Annotated in this window: 21 protein-coding genes and 4 pseudogenes; 16 read left to right on the top strand and 9 right to left on the bottom strand. The window is 69.5% G+C overall.

Annotated features, from left to right (window positions below):
- Positions 1 to 293: 293 nt before the first annotated feature.
- The 4 genes and pseudogenes from ACZ4V1_RS08320 (at position 294) to ACZ4V1_RS08305 (ending at position 7316) form a co-directional block, all read left to right on the top strand.
- Positions 294 to 2777, top strand: a complete 2484-nt coding sequence (locus tag ACZ4V1_RS08320; RefSeq protein WP_468331263.1) for a beta-glucosidase — start codon at positions 294 to 296, stop codon at positions 2775 to 2777.
- 150 nt (positions 2778 to 2927) lie between these two features.
- Positions 2928 to 4196 carry an ABC transporter substrate-binding protein gene (locus tag ACZ4V1_RS08315; RefSeq protein ID WP_468331260.1) on the top strand — a complete coding sequence of 423 codons (1269 nt, stop codon included), beginning with the start codon at positions 2928 to 2930 and terminating at the stop codon, positions 4194 to 4196.
- A gap of 840 nt (positions 4197 to 5036) precedes the next feature.
- Positions 5037 to 5186: pseudogene (locus tag ACZ4V1_RS08310) on the top strand (IS110 family transposase); the annotation flags it as partial.
- Between the two features lie 564 nt (positions 5187 to 5750).
- The gene (locus ACZ4V1_RS08305; RefSeq protein ID WP_468331257.1) at positions 5751 to 7316 is read left to right on the top strand and encodes an alpha/beta hydrolase; all 1566 of its coding nucleotides are present in this window, start codon (positions 5751 to 5753) and stop codon (positions 7314 to 7316) included.
- A 151-nt stretch (positions 7317 to 7467) separates the two neighbouring features.
- Here ACZ4V1_RS08305 and ACZ4V1_RS08300 read toward each other — a convergent pair.
- From ACZ4V1_RS08300 to ACZ4V1_RS08290, 3 genes and pseudogenes are all read right to left on the bottom strand, one after another.
- Positions 7468 to 8244, bottom strand: a pseudogene (locus ACZ4V1_RS08300) (IS256 family transposase); the annotation flags it as partial.
- A gap of 75 nt (positions 8245 to 8319) precedes the next feature.
- A pseudogene (locus ACZ4V1_RS08295) lies at positions 8320 to 8376 on the bottom strand (hypothetical protein); the annotation flags it as partial.
- An 82-nt stretch (positions 8377 to 8458) separates the two neighbouring features.
- On the bottom strand, positions 8459 to 8827 hold the full coding sequence (locus tag ACZ4V1_RS08290) for a hypothetical protein (protein ID WP_468331254.1): 369 nt from the start codon (positions 8825 to 8827) through the stop codon (positions 8459 to 8461).
- A gap of 743 nt (positions 8828 to 9570) precedes the next feature.
- Between ACZ4V1_RS08290 and ACZ4V1_RS08285 the strand changes: the two genes are divergently transcribed.
- The 6 genes from ACZ4V1_RS08285 to ACZ4V1_RS08260 all read left to right on the top strand — a co-directional run bounded on the left by ACZ4V1_RS08285 (position 9571) and on the right by ACZ4V1_RS08260 (position 15365).
- Positions 9571 to 10227 carry a response regulator transcription factor gene (locus ACZ4V1_RS08285; protein ID WP_468331251.1) on the top strand — a complete coding sequence of 219 codons (657 nt, stop codon included), beginning with the start codon at positions 9571 to 9573 and terminating at the stop codon, positions 10225 to 10227.
- A complete protein-coding gene (locus ACZ4V1_RS08280; RefSeq protein WP_468331248.1) occupies positions 10224 to 11297 on the top strand; it encodes a sensor histidine kinase in 1074 nt (357 codons plus the stop codon). Before ACZ4V1_RS08285 ends, ACZ4V1_RS08280 begins: the two co-directional genes overlap by 4 nt.
- Before the next feature lie 339 nt (positions 11298 to 11636).
- The gene (locus ACZ4V1_RS08275; RefSeq protein ID WP_468331245.1) at positions 11637 to 12215 is read left to right on the top strand and encodes a hypothetical protein; all 579 of its coding nucleotides are present in this window, start codon (positions 11637 to 11639) and stop codon (positions 12213 to 12215) included.
- 155 nt (positions 12216 to 12370) lie between these two features.
- Positions 12371 to 13423, top strand: coding sequence for a peptidoglycan-binding protein (locus ACZ4V1_RS08270; RefSeq protein WP_468332306.1), 1053 nt, complete (start codon positions 12371 to 12373; stop codon positions 13421 to 13423).
- Entirely contained in the window at positions 13420 to 14124 is a 705-nt protein-coding gene (locus ACZ4V1_RS08265) for an ABC transporter ATP-binding protein (RefSeq protein ID WP_468331242.1), read from the top strand. The genes ACZ4V1_RS08270 and ACZ4V1_RS08265 overlap by 4 nt, the downstream gene beginning before the upstream one ends.
- The gene (locus ACZ4V1_RS08260; protein WP_468331239.1) at positions 14121 to 15365 is read left to right on the top strand and encodes an ABC transporter permease; all 1245 of its coding nucleotides are present in this window, start codon (positions 14121 to 14123) and stop codon (positions 15363 to 15365) included. The genes ACZ4V1_RS08265 and ACZ4V1_RS08260 overlap by 4 nt, the downstream gene beginning before the upstream one ends.
- Here the strand turns inward: ACZ4V1_RS08260 and ACZ4V1_RS08255 are convergent.
- The 4 genes from ACZ4V1_RS08255 to ACZ4V1_RS08240 all read right to left on the bottom strand — a co-directional run bounded on the left by ACZ4V1_RS08255 (position 15262) and on the right by ACZ4V1_RS08240 (position 17847).
- Complete coding sequence (locus tag ACZ4V1_RS08255) at positions 15262 to 15618, bottom strand: transposase (protein WP_468332303.1); 357 nt, start codon at positions 15616 to 15618, stop codon at positions 15262 to 15264. The genes ACZ4V1_RS08260 and ACZ4V1_RS08255 overlap by 104 nt on opposite strands.
- Positions 15619 to 15684: 66 nt before the next feature.
- Entirely contained in the window at positions 15685 to 16365 is a 681-nt protein-coding gene (locus ACZ4V1_RS08250; RefSeq protein WP_468331236.1) for a PaaI family thioesterase, read from the bottom strand.
- A 29-nt stretch (positions 16366 to 16394) separates the two neighbouring features.
- Entirely contained in the window at positions 16395 to 17423 is a 1029-nt protein-coding gene (locus tag ACZ4V1_RS08245) for a zinc-dependent alcohol dehydrogenase (protein ID WP_468331233.1), read from the bottom strand.
- Positions 17416 to 17847, bottom strand: coding sequence for a tautomerase family protein (locus ACZ4V1_RS08240; RefSeq protein ID WP_468331230.1), 432 nt, complete (start codon positions 17845 to 17847; stop codon positions 17416 to 17418). The genes ACZ4V1_RS08245 and ACZ4V1_RS08240 overlap by 8 nt, the downstream gene beginning before the upstream one ends.
- Before the next feature lie 81 nt (positions 17848 to 17928).
- Between ACZ4V1_RS08240 and ACZ4V1_RS08235 the strand changes: the two genes are divergently transcribed.
- Entirely contained in the window at positions 17929 to 18513 is a 585-nt protein-coding gene (locus tag ACZ4V1_RS08235; RefSeq protein ID WP_468331228.1) for a TetR/AcrR family transcriptional regulator, read from the top strand.
- Between the two features lie 157 nt (positions 18514 to 18670).
- Here the strand turns inward: ACZ4V1_RS08235 and ACZ4V1_RS08230 are convergent, their stop codons facing one another.
- A complete protein-coding gene (locus ACZ4V1_RS08230; protein WP_468331225.1) occupies positions 18671 to 19147 on the bottom strand; it encodes a tautomerase family protein in 477 nt (158 codons plus the stop codon).
- A gap of 93 nt (positions 19148 to 19240) precedes the next feature.
- Entirely contained in the window at positions 19241 to 19663 is a 423-nt protein-coding gene (locus ACZ4V1_RS08225) for a hypothetical protein (protein ID WP_468331222.1), read from the bottom strand.
- Between ACZ4V1_RS08225 and ACZ4V1_RS08220 the strand changes: the two genes are divergently transcribed.
- The 5 genes and pseudogenes from ACZ4V1_RS08220 to ACZ4V1_RS08200 all read left to right on the top strand — a co-directional run bounded on the left by ACZ4V1_RS08220 (position 19651) and on the right by ACZ4V1_RS08200 (position 22743).
- Positions 19651 to 20565, top strand: a complete 915-nt coding sequence (locus ACZ4V1_RS08220) for a zinc-binding dehydrogenase (protein WP_468332300.1) — start codon at positions 19651 to 19653, stop codon at positions 20563 to 20565. The two genes, ACZ4V1_RS08225 and ACZ4V1_RS08220, sit on opposite strands and share 13 nt — an antisense overlap.
- A 26-nt stretch (positions 20566 to 20591) precedes the next feature.
- Positions 20592 to 21002, top strand: a complete 411-nt coding sequence (locus ACZ4V1_RS08215) for a (R)-mandelonitrile lyase (protein ID WP_468331219.1) — start codon at positions 20592 to 20594, stop codon at positions 21000 to 21002.
- A gap of 57 nt (positions 21003 to 21059) precedes the next feature.
- Positions 21060 to 21557: pseudogene (locus ACZ4V1_RS08210) on the top strand (SDR family oxidoreductase); the annotation flags it as partial.
- Positions 21558 to 21574: 17 nt separating this feature from the next.
- Entirely contained in the window at positions 21575 to 21877 is a 303-nt protein-coding gene (locus tag ACZ4V1_RS08205; protein ID WP_468332297.1) for a cyclophilin-like fold protein, read from the top strand.
- 98 nt (positions 21878 to 21975) lie between these two features.
- Complete coding sequence (locus tag ACZ4V1_RS08200; protein WP_468331215.1) at positions 21976 to 22743, top strand: glucose 1-dehydrogenase; 768 nt, start codon at positions 21976 to 21978, stop codon at positions 22741 to 22743.
- Positions 22744 to 22750 lie beyond the last annotated feature (7 nt).

The following is a 22750-nucleotide window of genomic DNA, read 5'->3' as shown; positions in this document are numbered from 1 at the left end:
TCCCGGAGGGTTGACCTTGCATCGGAGGAGGCCATAGTTTCCAGCCTGCTGGGAAGAACTTCGTGGCCGAATACGGCCGTGGCGCCGAGAGTTCACCGTGGGACGCGGCGAGCACTCTGCCGCCGAGAAGTGAGAAAAGGGAAATGCGATCCCTCGGGGCTCCGCGACCACGCGGCTGCTCCCAGAGCCCCATCGAGCCGAGGCCGGCCGTGACCTGACCCCTCGGCCGGCCTCACCTCCCCCAACCCGCGGCGGCGCGTCGTACTGCCGCCATCTCAGTCCGGAGAGCCGCTGTGAACCGACGAACGTTCCTCTCTGCCGCAGCCTTCACGGCCCTGGCCGCGAGCATGGCCCCCGCGGTCACCGACCGAGCGGTCGCCGCGCCGCGGTCCGTGGCGCAGGACCGGGCCGCCGAACTGCTCGCCCGCATGACGGCCGGCGAGAAAGAGGCCCTCATACGCTGCGACTTCGCGGCCGTGGCCCACCTCGGCATCCCCGCCCTCACCATGGTCGACGCCTCTGCGGGGCTGCGCGGAGAGACGGGCGTCACCGCCTTCCCCGCGCCGGTCGCCCAGGCGGCCACCTTCGACGAGACGCTCGCCGGCCGGATCGGGAAGGCCATCGGCACCGAGGGCCGGGCCAAGGGGTACAACAACGCCCTCGGCCCCACCATCGACCTGACCCGCACCTGGCACTTCGGCCGTCAGGCCGAGGCCATGGGCGAGGACCCAGTGCTCGCCGGACGGCTGGGCGCCGCCCTCACCGTGGCCATCCAGTCCCAGCACATGGCGGCCACCCTCAAGCACTTCGCCGCCTACACCCAGGAAGTCGACCGCTTCTTCATCGACACCAAAGTGTCCGACCGAGCGCTCCACGAGTACTACCAGGCGCCCTTCCGTCGGGTGATCGCCGCCGCCCCCGCCACCTCCGTAATGATGGCGTACCCGAAGATCAACGGAACGTTCGCGACACGGCACACCGGCCTGTTCGACGACCTGAAGAAGGGCATGGGCCTCCAGGGCTACACCGTGCCCGACTTCTGGGCCGGGGACGACCAGGTCGCCGCCGCCCGGGCCGGCATGGACCTCGCCGGGCTCGGCCCCGGCGGTGTTCAGATCCCGGCGGGTTCCCTCACCGGCGGTGCGATACCGGCCGCCCGGCTCGACGACGCGGCCCGGCGCATCCTCGTCACCATGTTCGCGAACGGCCTCTTCGACCACCCCGTCCCCGCCCCGGCGGGCAACGTCAGCACCCAGGCGCACAAGGACCTCGCGCACGAGGCGGCCGTTGCCTCGACGGTGCTCCTCGCCAACCGCTCCGCGGCCCTGCCGCTCACCAGCGCGGTGAAGTCGCTCGCCGTCATCGGCCCGGCCGGGTCCGACACCTTCACCGGCGTGTCCGGCTCCACCTACGTCGACCCCGGGACCTGGACCACCCCGCTCGACGCGATCCGCGCCCGCGCCCGCGCCGGAAGCTCCGTCAAGATCACGCACGCCCAGGGAACCAAGGGCGACCTCCCCCTCACCACGGTCCCCTCCACCGTCCTGCGCACCCCCACCGGGGCGGCCGGCCTGACGGCGAGCTACTACGCCAGTGCCGACGGCACCGGCACACCGGTCACGACCCGCACCGACACCACCGTCGACTTCACCGCCGCCCCCGTCGAGGGCCTGCCGCAGGTGTGGTCGGCCAAGTGGACCGGCACGCTGACGCCGACCACCACCGGCCTGCACCGCTTCTCCCTGCTGCCGTCCGGGACGACCACGCTGAAGATCGACGGCAGGACGGTCGTCTCCGGCACCCGCCAGATGGCCCGCTTCTTCCTCGGCCCCTACGACTACCCGCTCCAGGGAACCGCCGCACTGACCGCCGGACGCGCCGTCACCGTGGAGATCACCTACAACAACGCCACCGCGGAACCCGGAACGTGCGGCCTGACCTTCGGCTGGCAACCCGAGTCCCTCATCCCCGCCGCCGTGACAGCGGCCCGCACGGCCGACGCTGCCGTCGTCTTCGTCAACCGCGTCGCCGGCGAGGGCATGGACCACGACGGATACGCACTGCCCGGAGACCAGGATCAGCTCATCACCGCCGTCGCCGCCGCCAACCCCCGCACGATCGTCGTCCTCAACACCGACGGTCCCGTCGCCACCCCCTGGCTGAACGACGTGGAGGCCGTCGTGCAGGCGTGGTACGCGGGCCGCGGTGCCGGCACCGCCATCGCCGCCGTCCTCTTCGGCGACAGCGACCCGACCGGCCGCCTACCGGTGACCTTCCCCACCGACGCCACCCAGGGCCCCGGCGCCACCCCCGCCACCTACCCGGGCACGAACGGCACCGTCGCCTACGACGAGGGCATCGCCGTCGGCTACCGCTTCTACGACGCCAGGAACCAGGAACCCCGCTTCCCCTTCGGCCACGGTCTGTCCTACACGACCTTCGCGCACGGCTCTTTGGAAGCCACCTACGACAAGGCCGCGCAGCAGGTCATCGTCGAGGTCACCGTGACCAACACCGGACGGCGCGAGGGCACCGAGGTCCTCCAGGTGTACGCCATCCTTCCTACCTCGGCGGCGGCGGAGCCTCGCCGCCTGGTCGCGTTCCAGAAGGTCACCCTTCCAGCGGCCGCTTCCAAGCGACTGAGCCTGACGATCCCGGTCCAGGACCTCAGCGTCTGGTCGTCGGGAGCGATGACGCTCACCCCGGGTGTCTACACCTTCGCGACGGCGCGTTCCTCCCGCGTCGTCACCGCACAGCGTGCCCTCACGCTCGGCTGACCACCGTCGGCCCCCTGGGTCGCGGGCGGCTCGTGTGACCGCTGCGCGGTCGAGTGAACGTCACACGAGCCGCCGCCGGCCGACCCGGTCCTGACACCCCACGCCTCGCGCCAGCCAACCTCATTCCTCCTTCCCGCCCGGAGACCGTCCGTGACACGCACCTCACACCTGCTCGGCCTCGCCGTCAGCCTGGCGCTCGCGGCCACCACGACCACCGGATGCGGCCCGCTCGGGACCGAACAGGACGGGCCGGTCGAGTTGTCGGTCAGGGCAAGCGTCACCGACAGGTCCGCGATGGACGCCGTTGTCGCCGAGTTCCACCGCCTCAACCCCGACACACACGTCACGGTCGACTACTCCGACACCGGCGACCTCCAGCAGAAACTGCCAGGCCAGCTCCGCGCGGGTGACGGCCCCGACGTGTTCACCGTCTGGCCCGGCAACGGCAATCCCGCCTCCGTCACCGCGCTGGAGCACGACGACCTGCTGGAGAACCTGAGCCTTCGCCGCTTCAACCTCACGATGCCCATAGGCGTCAAACCGGTCACTGAGGTGAACGGCAGCACGTTCGCGGTACCTGTGACCTTCAGTGGCATCGGAACGGTCTTCTCCACGGAAGCTCTGGACGCCATCGGAGGAGCACCTCCCCGGACCTGGACAGAAATCCTGACCCTCTGCGACAAGGCCCGCGACCACGGCAAGGTTCTCCTCGCCCTGGGCAACGCCACCCCCTGGGTCACCCAACTCGTCACCTACGCCCTGGTCGCGACAACTGTCTACGCCGACGAACCGGAGTTCGACAGCGACATGGAACTTGGCAAGGAGACATTCGCCGACTCCGGCTGGCGAACCGCCCTGCGCAAATACATGGAGATGGACGGGCGCGGCTGCTTCAACGCCGACCCACTGGACACCACGTACGAGGAAACGCTCGACCAGGTGGCCACGGGCCGGGCCGTGGGAGTCGTCCAGGTCGCGAGCGTACTGTCCGAGCTACGCGCCGCTGCCCCTGGCCTGACTCTGCGCATGACCGCACTGCCTGCCACAGATGACCCCGACGACACACGGATGCCGGGTGCCGTATCGGCCGCCTATGGCCTCAACCCCGACACTCCACACCGCAAGGAGGCTTTCGCTTTCATCGACTTCCTGGGATCCGCTCGCGGACAGAACCTGTACAACCGCTCCGGCGCCACCCTGCCCGCCATCCCGAACGCCTCCTTCACCGTCGACTCCGCGATCAGGGAAGTCGCGGAGCGGCAGAAGGCTGGAACCACGGTTCCCTTCATGGATCAGCGCTGGCCGAACTCCGCTGTTCAGCAAACACATTTTGCCCAGGTCGAAGCTCTCTTCTCCGGGACCACGGACATTGGAGGGGCCTTGGCCGCACTCGACAAGGCTTATCGAGAGCGACCTTGACGCAGGCATGAGAAGTGCATCCGTGAGGCCCAGTGAGCGGATATTGTCCAGACCCCGTCGCGACTCCACTCATTCCGGTTCGGCTTCCGAAGGAATGTCGTGCCCGGCCATCACAACCAGCGCCCAGCCGTTCTTGTGCCTGAACGCAGTGACAGCCCCCGCCGTACGCACGAGTCGATCGCCGTGGCGCCGAGCACGATGGCTTCGCGGCCGTTCGTGCGGCGGCCGATGAAGCACTGCTGGCGAGGCGCACCACAGACTGTCTCTCAACGCCGGTCACGAGTAGCCGAGAAGCCGACTTCACGACAGCCCGTCCAGGTTAGGTTGGGCGCTGGTTCGGACGAAGTCATCCGGCTGTGGTCGGAGCACGCTGGTGTGCCGGGGGCGATGGGACGGTTGTGTAGTGCCGTCCCGTTCGGGGGTCTGACTCTTGAGATATCTGACCGCAGTGTCCAGTCACGGGCCTGTCGACTGTCGTTGCGGGATGGTGCCTGCTGTCACCGAGCCACAGGGCGTGTCCCCATAGGGGCTTTGCCGATGATCAGGCGCCATCACAGTTCAGACCGCCCGGGCCAGTGTCGGCTACTCAGCACGTCATGACGCGGAAGATGAACCACCATGACCAGTAGGACGAGTAGAAAGCACAGTTCCTCCTCCGATACGGATCCGCCCGTTCGGCGCGAGGTCGTCCTGGGCGTGGACACGCACGGCGAAGTCCATGTCGCGGCCGTGATCACCCCGCTGGGAAAGATCCTGGCCACCGAGTCCTTCCCAGCGACGGCGGCCGGCTACCGGCAGCTGCTCGTCTGGGCCCGCAAACGGGGGGGGCGGTGCGCCGGGCTACGCCACGACCCGCGCACTCAGGCGTACTACGAACGCCGTACCCAGGAGGGCAAGACCCGCCGCGAGATCATCCGATGCCTCAAGCGATACGCAGCCCGCGAGGTCTTCAACCTGGTCAGACCGGTTTCCCGCACCCCCACGTTATAGGGGGCGTCGGTGATAGGGCGAGGCGCCACCGAGGTCTGTCCTGACGGGACCTCTGGACGGATCCGTGAGACGGCGAAGCCGTACCGGGGCGCTCCGGTACGGCTTCGCCGTGAGTTCGAACGCCTCGGCGCGCAGGACGCGTTCAGCTCCTCACTCAGTCAGGTTCCTGCGTCACTTGCGAGGACGACGGATTTGCGATCGCAGCCGCTGGGGACGTCCGTGTTAGCGCGAGTGCGAAGACGAGGCCCCGCCGAGTGCTTGGCGGGGCCTTCTCGTCACTGGCTCAGGCGCCGAGATGGCGTCCCGCTGTGTGGTGTAGGCGATCTCCGCGTCTGAGTGCGCCGGTTCTGCTCCCTTGGGTGCACCGTCTGCCGGTAACTGCTCCCTCTCTGTGTAGATCAGCGAGTCGTGCGCGCTGTCATCGCTCCCCCATTACATCCGTCACTCGCACCGCTGACGGACGTCACTCGTCACGGCCCCGGCGCCTGGGGACCATGGATTTCTAGGTAACCCCCCTTGGCGAGCGGGAGGCCGTTCTCGCGCACTCGCCGTTTAAGGAGAAGCATGCGTACCCATGCCCGCGTCCATCGAACAGCAGCGGTCGGTGTGACGCTGCTGCTGGTGGGAATGCTCGGTGCCTGCACGTCGTCGAGCGCGGACAAGTCGTCGCAGGAGACCTCGCAGGAGCTGCGGCGCTTCTACGAACAGGAGCTGACCTTCGAGCCGTGCGAGCCCTATGCGAGCAACGAGACCGATGCGGAGCTGTTCGCGAACGACCAGTTCGAGTGCGCCCGCATGGAGGCGCCAATGGACTATGAGGACCCGGGTGGCGAGACGGTGTCGATCGCGCTGCTGCGGGTGCCGGCGAAGGGCGGGGAGCCGGTCGGGTCGTTGATGACCAATCCGGGCGGCCCGGGATACGCGGGCATGAGCTTCGCCCCGCTGATCGCTGCGATGGCGCACGACAGCCCGGTCCTGGAGCAGTTCGACCTGATCGGCATCGACCCGCGCGGCGTCGGCGCGTCCACCCCCACGCTGGACTGCTACACCGACGCCGAACGCGAGAGCGACGAGATGTCGGAGAAGACGACCAACGTCGCGAGCTGGACAGAGGAGGAGACGCGGCAGTGGATGCAGCAGTGCGCCGAGCGCACCGGGAGTAAGGAGTTCCTTTCCCACGTGGGCACCCGCGACGCCGCGCGTGACATGGACGTGCTGCGGGCGGTGCTGGGCGACGACAAGCTGAGCTACTTCGGCGCGAGTTACGGCACGCGGCTGGGAGCGGTCTACGCCGAGATGTTCCCCGAGAACGTCCGCGCGCTCGTTCTCGACGGGCCGATGGACCCCTACGCGGGCACCATGGAGCGGCGTAAGCAGCAGTACACCGGCGTGCAGCGCTCGTTCGAGCTGATGGGCGCTTCGTGCACGGAAATGCCGGACTGCCCGCTCGGTTCCGACCCCGAGGCGGTGACCGAACGGTTCCAGGAGATCGTCCAGCCCCTGATCGACGAGCCGGTCCCGGCCGGGGACGGGCGAGTCCTCAGCTTCTCCGACGCGATCGACGGGGTCGTCGCAGGGCTGTACTCGGAGGCGAGCTGGCCCACGATCATCAAGGGCATCCGCGAGGTGCGGAACGGACGCGGCGACGCCCTGATCGGACTGCACGACGCCTACTATCAGCGGCATGCCGACGGCACCTACAGCAATGCCCTCGAAGCCACCGAGGTCATCAACTGCCTGGACGAGGAACGGCACACCCCGGAACAGGAGTCGAAGCTCAGGCGCACGATGACCAAGATCGCCCCGTTCCTCGACACCGGCCAGCCGCTGGACGACACCCGGAACATGTGTGAGGCGTGGCCCGTGGAGCCGACCCTGGGCTACCCCTACGCCACGGAGATCAAGGGCCTGCCCGACACGTTGACCGTCGCCGTCACCGGCGACCCCGTGGCCCCGTACGAGGAAGGCACCCACCTGGCCGAGGCGCTGGAAGGTAGCCTACTCACCGTCGAGGGCGAGCAGCACGGCGCCGCCCTGATCGCTGGCAATACCTGCGTCGACGACGCCGTCGCCGACTACCTCGTGAACCTCACCTCCCCGCCCGCGAACGCCCGCTGCACCTTCGAATGACCCGGTTCCGCACCGGCCGGTGCGGAACCGTGGCGGTCAGACGATGCCGCCGTCCCCACCTGCACGGCACCTTTCGAACACGCCCCGAAAAGTCGTTTTATCCTCGTTCGTACATTTGCTTCGGTCATGCCTCTTGCTGTGGTGTAGGTGATCAGTCGTCTGACGCGGCTGGTAGGACGGTCGGGGTGTCGGCGTAGAGGGCGTCCATGCTTTCGTTGGAGAGGTAGCGGCGAGGGAAGGCGATCCATTCGTCGTGGAGTTCGGCGAGGACCGCGGTGGCGAGGCGGAGCACGGCGGTCGGGTTCGGGAAGACCTGGACGACGTCGGTGCGGCGTTTGATCTCCCGGTTCAGCCGCTCCAGCGGGTTCGTCGACTGGATCTTCTTCCAGTGCAGGTGGGGAAAGTCCGCGAACGCGGTCAGATCTTCCTTGGCCTCCAGCAGCATCTCTCTGAGCTTCGGGAACTGCCGGCCGAGCATGTCGGCGACGGTGTCGAGCTGGGTGTGGACGGCGTCCGCGGTGGGCTGGGCGAAGACGGTGCGGATCGTCGCGGCGACCATCTCCGCCGAGCCTTTCGGGATCACGGCGAAGACGTTGCGGACGAAGTGGACCCGGCAGCGCTGCCAGGCCGCGCCGAGCATGACCTTGCGGATCGCTTTGACCAGACCGCTGTGGCTGTCGGAGATGACCAGGCGGACGCCGCTCAGGCCGCGTTCTCGCAGGTGACGCAGAAACTGGGTCCAGAAGGCTTGGGTCTCGCTGTCGCCGACCATGACGCCGACGACTTCGCGGCCGCCGTCCTGGGTGACGGCGGTGGTGATGACGATGGCCTGGGAGGCGATGCAGTGGTCGACGCGGGCCTTGACGTAGGTGGCGTCGAGGAACAGGTAGGGGAAGCGGGTGTGGTCCACCCTCTCGTCCACCGCGGTACCGATGGCAGTGTCCCAGCCATCGCCGTCGGCGAGGTGGAACAACAGATTCTGCAGCACCGGGACGGGGGTGGCGCCGGTCGCGGCCAGGTGCCACATGCGGTCGGAGACGGGTGTCTCGTAGGCGGCTATGGTCCAGGCGGTCTCGCGGGCATGGGTTTCGTGGACGCGCTCGATGCGTAGGGTCTGCGATTCGTAGATGGCGTGGGTCGTCTCATCGGACCAGGTCCGTTCCCTGCCAAGTCCAGCGTGTTGAGTTCATAGAGAGCCACCGGCCATCACTATGACTCCCCGGACATGCCACCCTCACTACTAAGAGATGTCCTTCACGATGCGGGTGGCTGCGGCCCGTCCTTCGGGCGTGGGGGTGAGCGGGTAGACGTACACGGCGCCCCGCACAGACCGTCACGTCGAGAGGTGCCCCTTCGGCGGCGGCGCGCTCGCGCAAGCGGAATACATCCGGGTAGAAGACGTCGCGGGTGCCGATGAACACTGAGACAGGCGGAAGACCGGTCAGTGGGCCGTTGATCGGGCTCAGGCATGTGTTGGCCGCATCGTCGCCGCCTGCCCAGGCGCGGCCCATCTCGACGAGGCCGGACGGGGACAATCATGGGTCGCGCGGTGCGACGGCTTGCACGGCGGGTTGGCTGAGCGTGAGGTCGAGCCAGGGGGAGATCCGGATGGTACGGCGGGGCTGCGGTAGATCTGCTGGGGTCTCCTGGGCGATGCCGAGCGCGAGACCGGCGCCGCTGAGTCACCGGCGAGCGTCACCGCCTATGGAGCTGCCGGAACACGTCGATCACAAGTGGATATGCCTCGCGGTAGGTGTGCTGCGGGGCCAAGCCGTAGAGAGGCACCTCGACCTGGACGCCTTGGTCGGCCAGCGCGCTGACCAAGGCCCAGTGCTGTTTGGTGATCTCGCTGGAGTACGCCCCGCCGCGCGGGTACACGGCACCGCAGCCGCACGCTCCGCTTCCATGCGGCGGATCTCCGTGACATCGGTGAGGTAGACCGTCAGCCCGTCCGGGATAGGGATCAGCCGGAGGTGATAGTAGCGCCCGTCTGTGGGAAACCGCAGGTCCACCCCGGTGTCTTCAAGGGCTGCCGGGCGCATCGCTGCCAGAAGCCACCGATGGCCCGGTCCACAGGTCGGCACGTATGGGGTCACCGGGCCAGTGAGCTGCCCGCCGGTTGTGGTCGGTGGGCATGGTGCTGCGCCGGAGACGCACCGAGACCGCCTCGTCCACTGGTACGGCACTCCCGGTGCCGGATCGGTAAGACCGAGACTCACCTGAGACTCACCCCCGCGAGTGGATACTGGCTGACATGGACGTACTGCTTGTCGAGGACGAGGCGGAACTCGCGCAGATGGTCGCCGACGGGCTGCGCGGCGAAGGCATGAACGTGCGTGTCGCCCATGACGGCGCCCGCGCTCTTGAACTGGCCGCCGCGACCGACTTCGACGTGGTGCTTCTGGACCGGGACCTGCCCGGCATCAGCGGCGACGCCGTGTGCCGCACGCTGGTCGCTTCGGGTCACCCTGCCCGCATTCTCATGCTCACCGCGGCCGGCACCATTTCCGACCGCGTGGACGGCTTGACTCTGGGCGCCGATGACTACCTCGCCAAGCCGTTCGCCTACGTGGAACTGGTGGCCCGTGTTCACGCGCTGGCCCGTCGGCGCGGCACGCCGGGGTCGCCCACGGTGCTGGAGCGGCGTGGAGTGCGGCTGGACACCGCTCGCCGGCTCGCCGAACGCGAGGGCCGCCCGCTGGGCCTCACCCGCAAGGAACTCAGCGTCCTAGAGGTGCTGCTCGCGGCGGACGGAGGCATCGTCACCACCCGGGACCTGCTGGAGCAGGTGTGGGATCCGTACCTGACGCCCGAGACCACGGCGGTCAAGGTCGCGGTCTACCAGCTGCGAAGGAAGCTCGGCGATCCGCCGCTGATCGAGACCGTGCCCCGGTTCGGGTACCGGCTGTGAAGGTCACGCGGGTCAGGAAGGCGGCCGCCGCCCTGCGGCACGTGTCCCTGCGGCACGTCTCGCTGCGCAACCGGCTCATCCTCCTCTACAGCGGGGCCATGCTCCTGGCCGGCGGGGTGCTGCTCACACTCAACTGGCTCTCGGTTCGCCAGGTCATCGGCGCACACGCCGGTATTCTCGAGGTGCCTCCGTTCGACACCGTCCCGGACGACACCACTTCCCAGGTCACCCCCGGTGCGCCTGCCACGTACTTCGACTCCTTCGAAGGCGCCGTCCTCAACGAGCTGCTGCTGCGCTCAGGTATCGCCCTGGTGCTGCTGACCGTCTGTGCGGCATGGCTGGGGCGGAGCATCGCCGGCCGCTCGATCGACCGGCTGGAAAAGGCACACGCGGCGCAGCGGGTGTTCACCGCGCAGGCGTCCCATGAGCTGCGCACCCCGCTCACCCTGCAACGAACCGCTCTGGAGGTGCCGCTCGCGCAGGGCCGGGTACCGGCCGACCTGCTACCGGCGCTGCGTCAGGCGCTGGCGGCGACCAGCCGCAGCGAAGAGCTGATCACCTCCCTCCTGGCCTTGGCCAAGGGGGAGAGCGGGGCCCTGTCTCCCACCCGCACCGACTTGAGTCATCTCGTCGCCGCCGCGCTGACCGATGTCGCCCCGGAAGCGCGGAGGCTCTCCCTCCGGGTCCGCACGGAACTGGGTCCCGCGCCCGTGGAGGGCGACGCCTCGCTGCTCGCCCAGCTGGTGAGCAATGTCGTCACCAACGCCGTCCGCCACAACGTGCCGCATGGAGAGCTGCACCTCGCAAGCCGACATGATCGCGCCGAGGGACGCAGCCAGCTGATCGTCTCCAACACCGGTCCGGTACTCGACGGCACCACGACAACGGACCTGTTCAAACCGTTCAGGCGGGGCACCCCCCGCTCGGGCGGCCCCCGAGGCAGCGGACTGGGCCTGTCCGTGGTCAAGGCGGTGGCGGAGGCGCATCGAGGGTCGGTCGACGCACAGTGCCGCGAGAGCGGCGGCCTGGAGATCCGGGTGAGCCTCCCCGACCGGTTCACCGCTGCCTGATCACGCCCGGTTTCGCAGCAAGCCGGGGGCCGGCAGGGGTGGGTTCCCCCCGGGTGCCTGCCTAGGTGTCCGGCCCACCGCCCGTCCGCGGGGGATGCGGGTAGCCGGGCGGGCGGCGGGTGTCCTCGGGTGGCCGTGACCTGACTGGCCCTGGGCGTCACCCTAGGCACCGTTCGGTGAGCCATGGGTGATGCGGGACAGCGTCACCACCCGCCAGGCCCTTGGGGATCATCCGGTGAGTCATGGGTGAGTCGTGGTCTTACCGGGCCGACACCGCACCTGCCGTACCTCTTGTCGTGTCGGGGCGGACGTGCCGCCCCTTCTCGTACGGAGGTTTCCATGCTGGTGCGAACGCAGGTGTCATCCCTGGTGCTGGCTGTTTCCGGTGTCCTGCTGGTCGGCGGCTGCGCCGGCGGTTCGGACGGAGACGGCGGCAAGGAGGACGTGGCCTCCGTCGACAAGAAGGGCACGTCGGCGCCCCCGGCTGACAAGGAGACGATCTATCGGCAGTTCGAAAGCTGCCTGCGGGACCAGGGCATCTCCGGGGTGACGGTCGACGACAACGGTGTGGGACTCGGCGCATCCGGTGCGGGCGAAGACGACGACGACTCGGGCGGGCAGAGCGATGCGCAGGCCATCGACAAGGCCATGGAGGTGTGCCAGAAGAAGGTGCCCGGTATGCAGCAGCTCCGCGCCCAGCAGGAAGAAAGGACCGTGAAGAACGCCCGGGACTTCACTGCCTGCGCCCGCAAGAACGGCATCACCGACATGGCAGATCCGACCGTCGTCGACGGAGTACCGCAGATGAACATGCCCGAAGTGGGCCCGGAGATCTGGGGCAAGGTCTTGGAGAAATGCACGGAGCACATGGTCGGCGGCATGGGCATGATCAACCCGCCGAAGGGGAACGACCAGTGAGCACGACGCCCGAGGCAGGGCACGTGGACCGGCCGAGCGACAGTACCGACTTTGAGGACGCACCCCCCGCCGACAGTCGTCGTGACGGCAGGCGCCGCAAGCGCCGCACCCGGCGTGTCACCGCAGCGGTGGTCACCCTCACCGCCGTGACCGCCATGGGATTCGTCGCGCAGCAGCAGGACTGGCTGGGCGACGGGGACGCAAGCGGGGGCGACGGCCTCGCCAAGCCCAAGGCGACCGCGGTGGTCGAACGCACCTCCTTGTCGACCGGCATGGACGTGAAGGGCACCATCGGCTACGGGCACGAGACCGATGCCATGGGCCGCGTCGGCGGCACACTGACCGCCGTCCGGCAAGTGGGAGACGTGGTGCGCCCCGGACAGTGGCTGTGGGAGCGAGACGGGGTTCGCGTTCCCTACTTCCGAGGTGACCGCCCTCTGTGGCGCGTGCTGAAGAAGAACAAGGCCGGCAAGGAAATGCGCGGCGACGACGTCCGCGACCTGAAGCGGAACCTGATCGACCTCGGTTACGCAGACGGGCTGGGTCTGGCCGCCGACGACGAGTTCACAGCGGGCACCGAGACCGCCGTCAAGCGGTGGCAGAAGAGCCTGGGCGCCCCTCGAACGGGGCAGGTCGACCCCAGCTCGGTCGTCATGCTCGACGTGCCGCGCCTGCGGGTGTCGAAGACGGTGAGCGTCGTCGGGTCGACGCTGGCCGGTACGGCCGTGCTCAAGGTGACCGGCACCGACCTGGTGGCCACCGCCAAGGTCTCCTACGACCAGCTGTCGCGCCTGTCACCGGGCACCCGGATCAAGGTCACCCTCCCTGATGGCAACACGATGAACGGCAAGGTCACCGCCGTGAGCATCAACGCCGAACAGCAGCAGGACGGCGAGGGACAGGGCCAGGGTGGGGACACCAAACAGCAGGCCGAGGTGTCCGTTTCCCTTCCGGACCAGAAGACTGTGAAGGAGGGCGGCCCGGGACCCGCGACCTTGACGGTGAGCGACCACAAGGCCCACCGGGTGCTCGCCGTCCCGGTCACCGCCCTGCTGGCCCTGGCAGAGGGCGGCTACGGCGTCGAAGTCGTCCAGCCCGGCGGGCAGCGCAAGCTCGTCCCCGTGACGATCGGGCTCGTCGCCGACGCGCGGGCCGAAATCACCAAGGGCGACCTCAAAGAAGGCACCAAGGTGGTGATCCCCGAGTGAGCACCGCCACCGCCGCCCCCGTCCTGAACCTGCTCGACGTCGTCCGGGAATTCCCCGGCGACCCGCCCACGCGCGTCCTGCACGGTATCGACCTCACCATCGAAGAGGGCGAACTCGTCGCCGTGGTCGGCCCGTCCGGCTCCGGCAAGTCCACCCTGCTCGCTCTGCTCGGCACCCTGGACCGCCCCACCTCCGGCACCCTCGCCGTCACCGGCCACCGGGTGGACCGGCTCAACGAGGCACAACTGGCCGTGCTGCGTGCCCGCGACATCGGCTTCGTCTTCCAGCAGTTCTTCCTCATGCCCGGACTCAGCGCGGTGGAGAACGTCGCCACCGGGCTGTTGTACTCCGGCGTGGAGGCCGCCGAACGTCGGCGCCGCGCCACCGGCGTGCTCCACACCGTTGGCCTCGGTCACCGGCTGCACCACAAACCGAGCCAGCTCTCGGGCGGCGAGCAGCAGCGTGTGGCCATCGCCCGGGCTGTCGTCGGCGCACCGCGGCTGCTGCTCGCGGACGAACCCACCGGCGCCCTCGACACTCACTCCGGACAGGAGATCGTCGAGTTGCTGCGCACACTCAACTCCCGGGGAACGACCGTCGTGGTCATCACCCATGACGCCGAACTCGCCGAGTCCTTCCCCCGGCGCATCGGCATCCGCGACGGACGTATCGCCTTCGACAAGCGAGGACCGCGGCTGTGACCTCTTCCCTCACCCCCACCGACCGCGGCGGCGCGCCGAGCGGCCCGGTGGAACACCTGCCACGACCCGCCCGGCTGCGGCTCGGTGACGTCCTGCGGCAGGGGACGCTGGGCCCGCGCATCCGCCGCCTGCGCGCCATGCTCTCGGCCCTCGGCATCGCCCTGGGCATCGCCGCCCTGGTCGCCGTCACCGGCGTCTCGGGCTCCAGCAAGGCCCACCTGCTGGCACAGCTCGACACACTCGGCAGCAACCTCCTCACCGTCTCTCCCGGCAAGGACTTCACGGGCAAAGCGACGACGCTGCCGCCGGAAGCCGAAAAAATGCTCTCCCGAATCGGGCCCGTCGAGCAGGTCACCGCGATCACCGTGACCGACGCCAAGGCATACCGGAGCCCCTACATGCCCAAGGACCGGGACGGCGGCCTGCAGGTGGTGGGCGCCCGGCGCACTCTGCTGTCGGCGCTGCGCGGCGAAGTGCGGGCCGGACGCTGGATGGACGCCTCCTCACAGAAGCTGCCGACCGTGGTCCTCGGCCACGACGCCGCGCAAGCGCTCGGCGTGAGCAGGCCGGGCACCCGCGTGTGGATCGCCGAGCACTGGTACGCCGTCATCGGCATCCTGCGCGCCAACGAACTCGCTCCCGAGATCGACCGTTCGGTGCTGATGAGCTGGCACAACGCCGTCAAGGACCTGAAATCGAACGGCACCGCAAGCACCGTCTACCTGCGCACGAACCCGGACAAGGTATCCGCCGTGCAGAAGGTGGCGGGCGCCACCGCGAACCCGGCCGCCCCGCAGAACGCCGCCGTCTCCCGCCCCTCCGACCTGCTCAAGGCCCGCTACGAAACCGTGTCCGGCCTCAACAGCCTCGTCATCGCCCTGGCCTCGGTCTCCCTGCTCGTGGGCGGTGTCGGCATCGCCAACACGATGGTCGTCGGCGTCATGGAACGCCGCGGCGAGATCGGTCTACGGCGCTCGCTCGGCGCACGCACAGGACAGGTCGCCACCCAATTCCTCATCGAAGCCGCAGTCCTCGGCGCGGTGGGCGGCATCGCCGGGGCGATGCTCGGCGCCCTGGGAGTCCTCGGCTACGCCACCTGGCAGAGCTGGCCCATGGTTGTCCCACCCACCATCCTGGTCATCGGACCCGCCGTCGCCATGGCGGTCGGCGTCCTCGCCGGCCTCTACCCGGCGCTGCGGGCCTCACGGCTGGCTCCGACGGAGGCACTGCGGTCCCTGTAGCGGGGTAGGACTTCACCGCGCCGGCCGGGGGCAGATCTTGAGGAAGGTAGTCCCACTGGCAGCCGGTACGGGACTGGTAGAGAAGAGCGTTGACGATCTCTCTCATCTCGTAGGCGCCCTGGTGGCCGCTGACGGAGAGGTGCTGGGCCTTCCAGGCGTCGATGACGGGCTGGATCAACGCCCACCGCTCGTCCGAAAGTCGCTCTTGTAGGACTGGCGATCGCTCACGAAGAACACCCCAGCACGACCGCACCCCCCGATCAGCCTGGATACGCCTCACCCACACGTTCCAGCGACGACAAACGCGGCATCACGTCACTTACCGCCCTCTCAGAGCGGGAAAGAGGGCAAGGGCGAGTTCAGGGTCTGGCGTGATGAAGATGGCGTCCGCTGTCACCAGGGCGGTGGAGGGATCCTCTTCGGTGGTGATCGAGCCTGTTACGAAGGTCTTGCGGGCCTCGGTTCCCGTGACGCGGGCGAGTACCCGCAAGGGGGTCTCCAGAGGGACGGGGCTTCGGTAGCGCAGCTTCAGGGAGATGGTCATGCCCGGGTTCCCCGTGGCTGTGCAGGCCCGGCCCATCAGTTCGTCGAGGAGCATGGCGCTGATACCGCCGTGGCCGTAGCCGGGTGGTCCTTCGTGGGCGATGCCGAGAAGGCACTGTCCCGTGACGCCGCCGTCGCCGGGAGTCACCTGCATCGGTGGCGCGAGCGGGCTGCCGATGCCGGCGGCGGGGCTGTACATCCGCACTCCGCCCGGGAATTCGTCGACCTCGGGGATGTCCGCCGGTTGGCGGCGGGGGCCGGTGAGCTGTCCGGTGAGGGCGCGGACCCCGTCCGCGAGGCGGTACAGGGTTTCCGGGGAGGCCGTGGTGCGGACGGTGGCGTCGACGAGCAGCCGCAGTTCGTGGCCGAGGGCGGCGACCGCCTCCCGCTGGGATGCCAGGTCCTGGGCTGCCAGATCCTGGGCAGTGCTGCTCGGGGTGGTGAGGGGCGAGGTCATCAGGCTTCTCTTGGTGCGTGGTCCAGTCGTCAGCGAGCGGGCCGGGACGGAGTGAGATCGCGGACGAAGACGGGCTTGAGGTGCTTCTCGGGCAGGGCGTCGGGGAGTTGGTCCCAGTCGAGGACGTGGGAGACGACGCGTTCGGGGGTGACGGTGCCGGAGGCGGCCAGGTCGAGGGCGTCGGGGAGGTGGGCGCGGACGTTGTCGCGGGCGATGCGCAGGGTGACGCCGGTGAGGTACATGTCGAGCAGAGGGAGTTCACCGGGGCGGAAGTGGTTGCCGGCCGACTCGCAGATGCCTTCTGGGGCAAGGGACTTGACGGCGAGGGCGAGTTGGTCGACGCGGCCGGTGGCCTCGACGGCAAGGTCGAAGCCGTGGCGGACCGGTTCGAGCGTCTCGGCGGTGCGGGCGCCGAAGGTCTCGGCGAGCTTGCGGTGTTCGGGGTCGGGGTCGACGTAGAGGATGTCGGCGGCGCCGAGGGCGCTGGCGATGTCGCAGACGTACAGGCCGATGCTGCCGCGGGCCATGACCAGGACGCGGGCGCCGGGGCGGGACTTGAGGTGTGGGGCAACCAGGCGCCAGGACAGCGACCAGTTGTCGCTCGCGGAGGCCATCGCGATCGGGTCGAGGCCGGTGGCCAGCGGGACCAGCATGGCGTCCGCGTACGGAACGTGGACGAGGTCGGAGAAGAGGCCGCCCCAGTTGCCGCCGATCGGTGCCCCGTACATCGCCATGTGCGGTACGGAAGCGCAGTGGGCGGTGAGTCCGGTGCGGCAGTTCTCGCAGGTGCCGCAGTTGATGGACCAGGGTACGACGGCGAGGTCGCCGGGCACCACGGCCGTGACGGCGTCGCCGGTCTCGACGACCCGGGCCACGCACTCGTGGCCGAGGGCGAACGGCGGGTCGATGAAACCGTGTCCGGCCAGGATCGCGGTGTCGACGTCGCAGGAGGTCGCGGCCACCGGGGCGACGATCGCCCCCTGGTCAGACCGGAGTTGAGGGTCAGGGGCCTCACGCCATTCGACGGTGTTGCGGGCGATGTAGGTCAGCTCACGCATCGGCCTGCTGTCCCTTCGCCAGGGCGACCAGGTCGGCGTAGCGGATGACGGAGCCGCCCGCGCCCCAGGTGCCGTCCGGCTGCTCGTGCACGAGGACCCATACCCGCAGCGCGTCGTCCGGGCCGAGGCCGGCGGCCGTGAGCACCGTCTTCGTCGCGTCCTCGATGAGGCCGGTCTTGCGCCGCTCGGACAGCGCCCCCTGCGGCACCGTCACCTCCACGAGGAAGCGGGGCGCGTCGTCCTCGGCGGTCCTCTGGGCACCCTCGGGCAGCTCGACGAGGTAGCTCCACGCCTGGGCGCGGAAGAAGGCGGTATCGGGCGCACCCTCCCAGCGCAGCAGCACGGCGGCGAGGTCGCGCTGAACGGTGGTGCGGCCCTCTGCGGTGAGGGCGTTAGCGGGCACGGTCAACCGGATCATGGGCATGGCAGCTCCTATGACGAGTGTTATAGACCTCGGTCACGGTAGACTATGACGTTTGTTATAGCCAGAGGGGAGTGCTCGGAGATGGTCAAGAGCAGTACGCCGTCGCGGGAGCGGATCGTGGCGGGAGCCGCCGACATGATCAGCCGGCGCGGACTGAGCGCCACGAGCATCCGGGAGATGGCCAAGCACGCCAAGGCGCCGCTCGGCTCGACGTACCACTACTTCCCCGAGGGCAAGCAGCAACTGGCCACCGAGGCCATCCAGTTCACCGGCGAGTGGGTGGCCCGCAGCCTGCGCAAGGAGCTGGAGGCCGGACCGGCCGAAGGGATACGGGCCTTCCTCGGCCTATGGCGGAAGATCGTCGTCGACAGCGACTTCCACGCCGGCTGCCCCGTCCTGGCGGTCGCCATCGAGGAACCTCCGGCCGACGAGATCCCGCCCGCCCTGGCGGCCGCAGCCGACGTCTTCGAACAGTGGGAGGACCTGCTCGCCGCCTCCCTGCGGGCGCACGGCGCCGAAGCCGGACAGGCCACACAGCTCGCGACGCTCATCGTCGCCGCGGTCGAGGGCACGGTGGCCATGTGTCGGGCCAAGCGCAGCACGGAGCCGCTCGATCGAACCGCCGAGCAGTTGCAGGCGCTCATCGCCGCGGCGATCAAGGGCTGAACGGGTCGGCGGCAGGCGCCCGTTCAGCTCACCCTTTCTTGGGTCCAGCGCCTCGGCCGCCCCGTCGCGCGGGGCGGGATAGCTGAGTCAACCGCGCGCATTGCGTCGGCCCGCGCATCCACCCTGCTCGACGAGGATGGATGTACGGGCTCCCAGGTCACGCGCCGAGCGCGGCGCGAATGGCCTTGGCCTTCTCCTCGGTGAACACGCCGCTCTCGAGGAGGGACGGGACGGACAGCACGCCGCCGCTGGAGCCCCAGCTGCCCTCGTCGATGACGCGGAAGTTGACCCACCAGGTCGGCGACGGCTTCGCCAGACCGCAGGCATCGGCCAGCGCGGCCAGGAGGCGCTCGATGACGGCGGTCCTGACCTCCTGCCGCCAATCTCCGTCCATCACCGCCACGTCGATCACCATGACGTCGGCGTCCGGGCCGATGTCCGCGAGCAGTCGCCCGCCGATGGCCATCATGTCGGGCTCGCGCTCGACGAAGTGCACCTGGAACCCGACCCGCGCGGGCGGAGCAAACTGCCCCACCTCGGGCACGAGCACGGCATCGGTCAGTGTCTCGGCCAGCTTGCGGCGCTGCTCCAGGCTCAGGCGGCCCTTGGTGCTGTTGACGGTAATGATCGTCACGGCATCCTCCTATGACACTCGTTATAGACAGCTTCAGGGTACAGCTTCTTATAACGACTGTCATATTCGGAGGGCGGGAAGCCGAGCAGTGACTCAGTGCCTCCCGTTCGGGTGCGGATGGGTCGGCAGCGTCCGGATCGGGGAGTCGGTCTGTGACAGCGCGTGGTGCAGCTGCCGGTTGTGCGCGGTCAGTTGGTTGACGACGCGGACGAGGTGCTCGACGTCGGTGCGCAGCTGGGCGAGCTCGGTGGCGTCCTTGGCGCGGAGCTCCTTCAGTTTGACGATCTGCTGGCGCAGGCGGATCTCGGAGTGCGGTGTCTGTCCGCGCGCCCTGACCAGCGTGTAGAAGTCGTTCTTGAGGTCGACGTGGCGCTGAGTAAGGGCGTTGCGCGGTACACCGGCTTCCTGGGCCAGGGCGACGATCGTCAGCGCGCCGTTGGAGTGCTGCGCGGTTCCCTGCAGAATGCGGTCCGTGGCCGAGCGGATGCGGTCGCGTTCATCGGCTGCGGGGCTCATGCGGTGCCGTCCTGGAGGGTGGTGCGGGTGCGGTCGTGGGTGTCAGCGAGGTCGCGCAGCCGGGTGGCGTTCGCGCGCAGGCGCTCGCCCAGCGGGCCGGGGACGTGGTGAAGCCGGGGCTGTTCGTCGTCGGCTCGTTCGCCACGTCCGACAACACCTGCGCGAATTGCAGGAACGGCTTCCAGTCGAACTGCTTGCACCGCGAGTTCATGTCCACCTGCCAGGCCGAGTACGTGCGCATCCCCAACGCCCAAGGCACCCTGGTGGCCACCGACGAGGTGCCCGGCGAGGAGCTGTGGCCCGGTCTGCTGGCCCTCTCCGACGTGATGGGCACCGGCTGGTGGGCCGCGGACGCCGCCGAGGTGCGGCCCGGCTCGACCGCCGTGCTCGTCGGCGACGGCGCGGTGGGCCTGTGCGCGGTGATCGCGGCGAAGGAGATGGGCGCGGAGCGGATCATCGCCATGTCGCGGCACGAGTCCCGGCAGAAGCTCGCCCGGGAGTTCGGCGCCACCGACATCGTCACCGAACGCGGCGACGAGGGCGTTGCGAAGATCAAGGAGCTGACCGGCGGCAACGGCGCCGACAGCGTCCTGGAGTGCGTCGGCACCGCCCAGGCCATGAGCCAGGCCATGCACTCCGCCCGCCCTGGCGGCAGCGTCGGCTTCGTCGGTGTCCCCCACGAGGTCGCCATCGACGGGCAGGAGCTGTTCTTCTCCCACGTCGGTCTGCGCGGCGGCCCCGCCCCGGTACGCCGCTACCTGCCCGACCTCATCGACCGCGTGCTGGCCCGCCGGATCGACCCGGGCAAGGTCTTCGACCTCACCCTGCCCCCGGAGCGGATCGCCGAGGGCTACCAGGCCATGGACGAGCGCCGCGCCGTCAAGGCCCTCCTCAAGCCCTGACCCCCTCCACCGGACAAGGAGCACCCGTGCAGATCACCCGCAGCTCGATCGACACCGCCAAGGGCCCGGCCGACTGGTTCACCGGCGACGTCTACATCGACCCGGTCGCCGCCGCCCCCGCCCCTTCCCGGGGCACCGCCTCCCTCGTGCACTCCATGCCCGGCGCCCGCACCCACTGGCACCGCCACCCGCTGGGCCAGACCGTCTTCGTCACCGAAGGCGTCGGCCTGTGCCAGCGTCGCGGCGGTCCGGTAGAAGTCATCCGGCCCGGTGACCGCGTTCTGTTCGAGGCCGACGAGGAGCACTGGCACGGCGCCGCCCCGAACCGGCTGATGGTCCACGTGGCCATCAACGAGGGCGACGACGACCACGCCGTCGTGCACTGGCTCGCCCCGGTCACCGACGACGAGTACACCGCCGCCCCGGCCACTGACTGACACCGCGGTCCGCCCGGCCCCGCGTCCGCACCGCCTCATCTGAAAGGCAGGCTCACCGTGACTACGTTCGCTCTCGTCGGAGCCGGCCCCGGACTGGGGCTGGCCGCCGCCCGCCGGTTCGGCGCCGCCGGCCACCACGTCGCCCTCCTGGCCCGCAGCGCCGATCACCTCGACGCCCTCGCGGGTGCACTCGACGGTGAGGGCATCCGGGCGCGCGGCTTCACCGCCGACGTCCTCGACCCCGCCTCCCTGACCGCAGCTCTGGACACGGCGGTCAAGGAGCTGGGGCCGATCGAGGTCCTCCAGTTCAGCCCGGTGCCCCGCGGCGACTTCATGAAGCCGGTCCTGGATACCGGTGCCGCCGACCTGGATGATCCACTGGCCTTCTCCGTCAAGGGGCCGGTCACCTGCGTGCACGCCGTCCTGCCCGGGATGCGGGAGCTGGGCCGGGGCACGCTGCTGTTCGTCAACGGCGCCAGCGCCGTGCGCCCGAACCCCAAGGTGGCCGGCACCTCGATCGCGTTCGCCGCCGAAAGCGCCTACGCGGCCATGCTCGCCCCGTCGACGCCGTCCTGAACGACAGCCCAGCCGCCCGCGACTTCGCCGCGCTGCTGCCGCTGACCTTGGGCCTGAAGGACTTCCACGGCACCGAGCGGATCGCCGACCTGCCGCGCAAGCTCGACACCGCCGGCGCCCCCGAACCGGTCGCGGCCACCGTCGGCGACATCGCCTACTACGCCCCCTGGGGCAACCTGGCCCTCTTCTACCAGGACGGGCCCGCTCCCTCCCCGGATCTGCTCGTCCTCGGCCACCTCGACGTCAGCGCCGACCAGTTGGGCCGGGCGGCCAGCATCACCATCGAAGCCGTCTCCTGAGCCCCGACCGCCTCCTCGCCGGCGCGCCGGTGCCCCGCGGCACTGACACACCTCCGGGCCCTATGCCTGCGGCCCGCCTTCTCGAAGGGAGAACACACGTGAGCGTCACCTACGACTTCCACGACAAGACCGCCTTCGTCACCGGCGCCGCCGGCGGCATCGGCCGGGCCACCGCCCTAGCCTTCGCCCGCGCGGGCGCGCGAGTCGCCCTCGCCGACCTGTCCAGCGACGGCCTGCGCGAAACCGCCCGCCTCGTCGACGCGGCAGGAGGCGAAGCACTCGCCCTCACCTGCGATGTCACCAGCGAGGACGACGTCCAAGCCGCGGTCGACCAGACTGTCGAGCGCTTCGGGAGCCTGGACGCTGCCTTCAACAACGCCGGCGTCGAGCAGCCCGTCCAGCCGGCCGCCGACACCGCCAAGGACGACTGGGACCGCATCCTCGGCGTCAGCCTCACCGGAGCGTTCCTGTGTACCAGGGCGCAGGTCCGGCAGATGCTGCGGCAGGACGGAGGAGGGGCGATCGTGAACGTCTCCTCCGGAGCCGGGGTCAAGGGCTTCAAGGGGCAGGCCGCCTACGCCGCCGCCAAGCACGGGATCATCGGTTTCACCCGTTCCGCCGCCCTCGACCACGCCGCCCAGGGAATCCGTATCAACGCCGTCTGCCCCGGGATCATCGACACCGAGATGATTCGCCGCTTCAGCGACACCCGCCCCGGAGGCCGCGAGGGACTCATCGCCGACGAGCCCGTCGGTCGCCTCGGCACGCCCGAGGAGATCGCTTCCGCCGTGCTCTGGCTGTGCTCCGCCGACGCCGCCTTCGCCACCGGCACCGCACTCGTCGTCGACGGCGGCCAGACCACCTGAACCTTCC

It is taken from the genome of Streptomyces sp. NPDC028991 (genome assembly GCF_055564775.1).
This window is presented reverse-complemented; position numbering and strand designations above follow the sequence as displayed.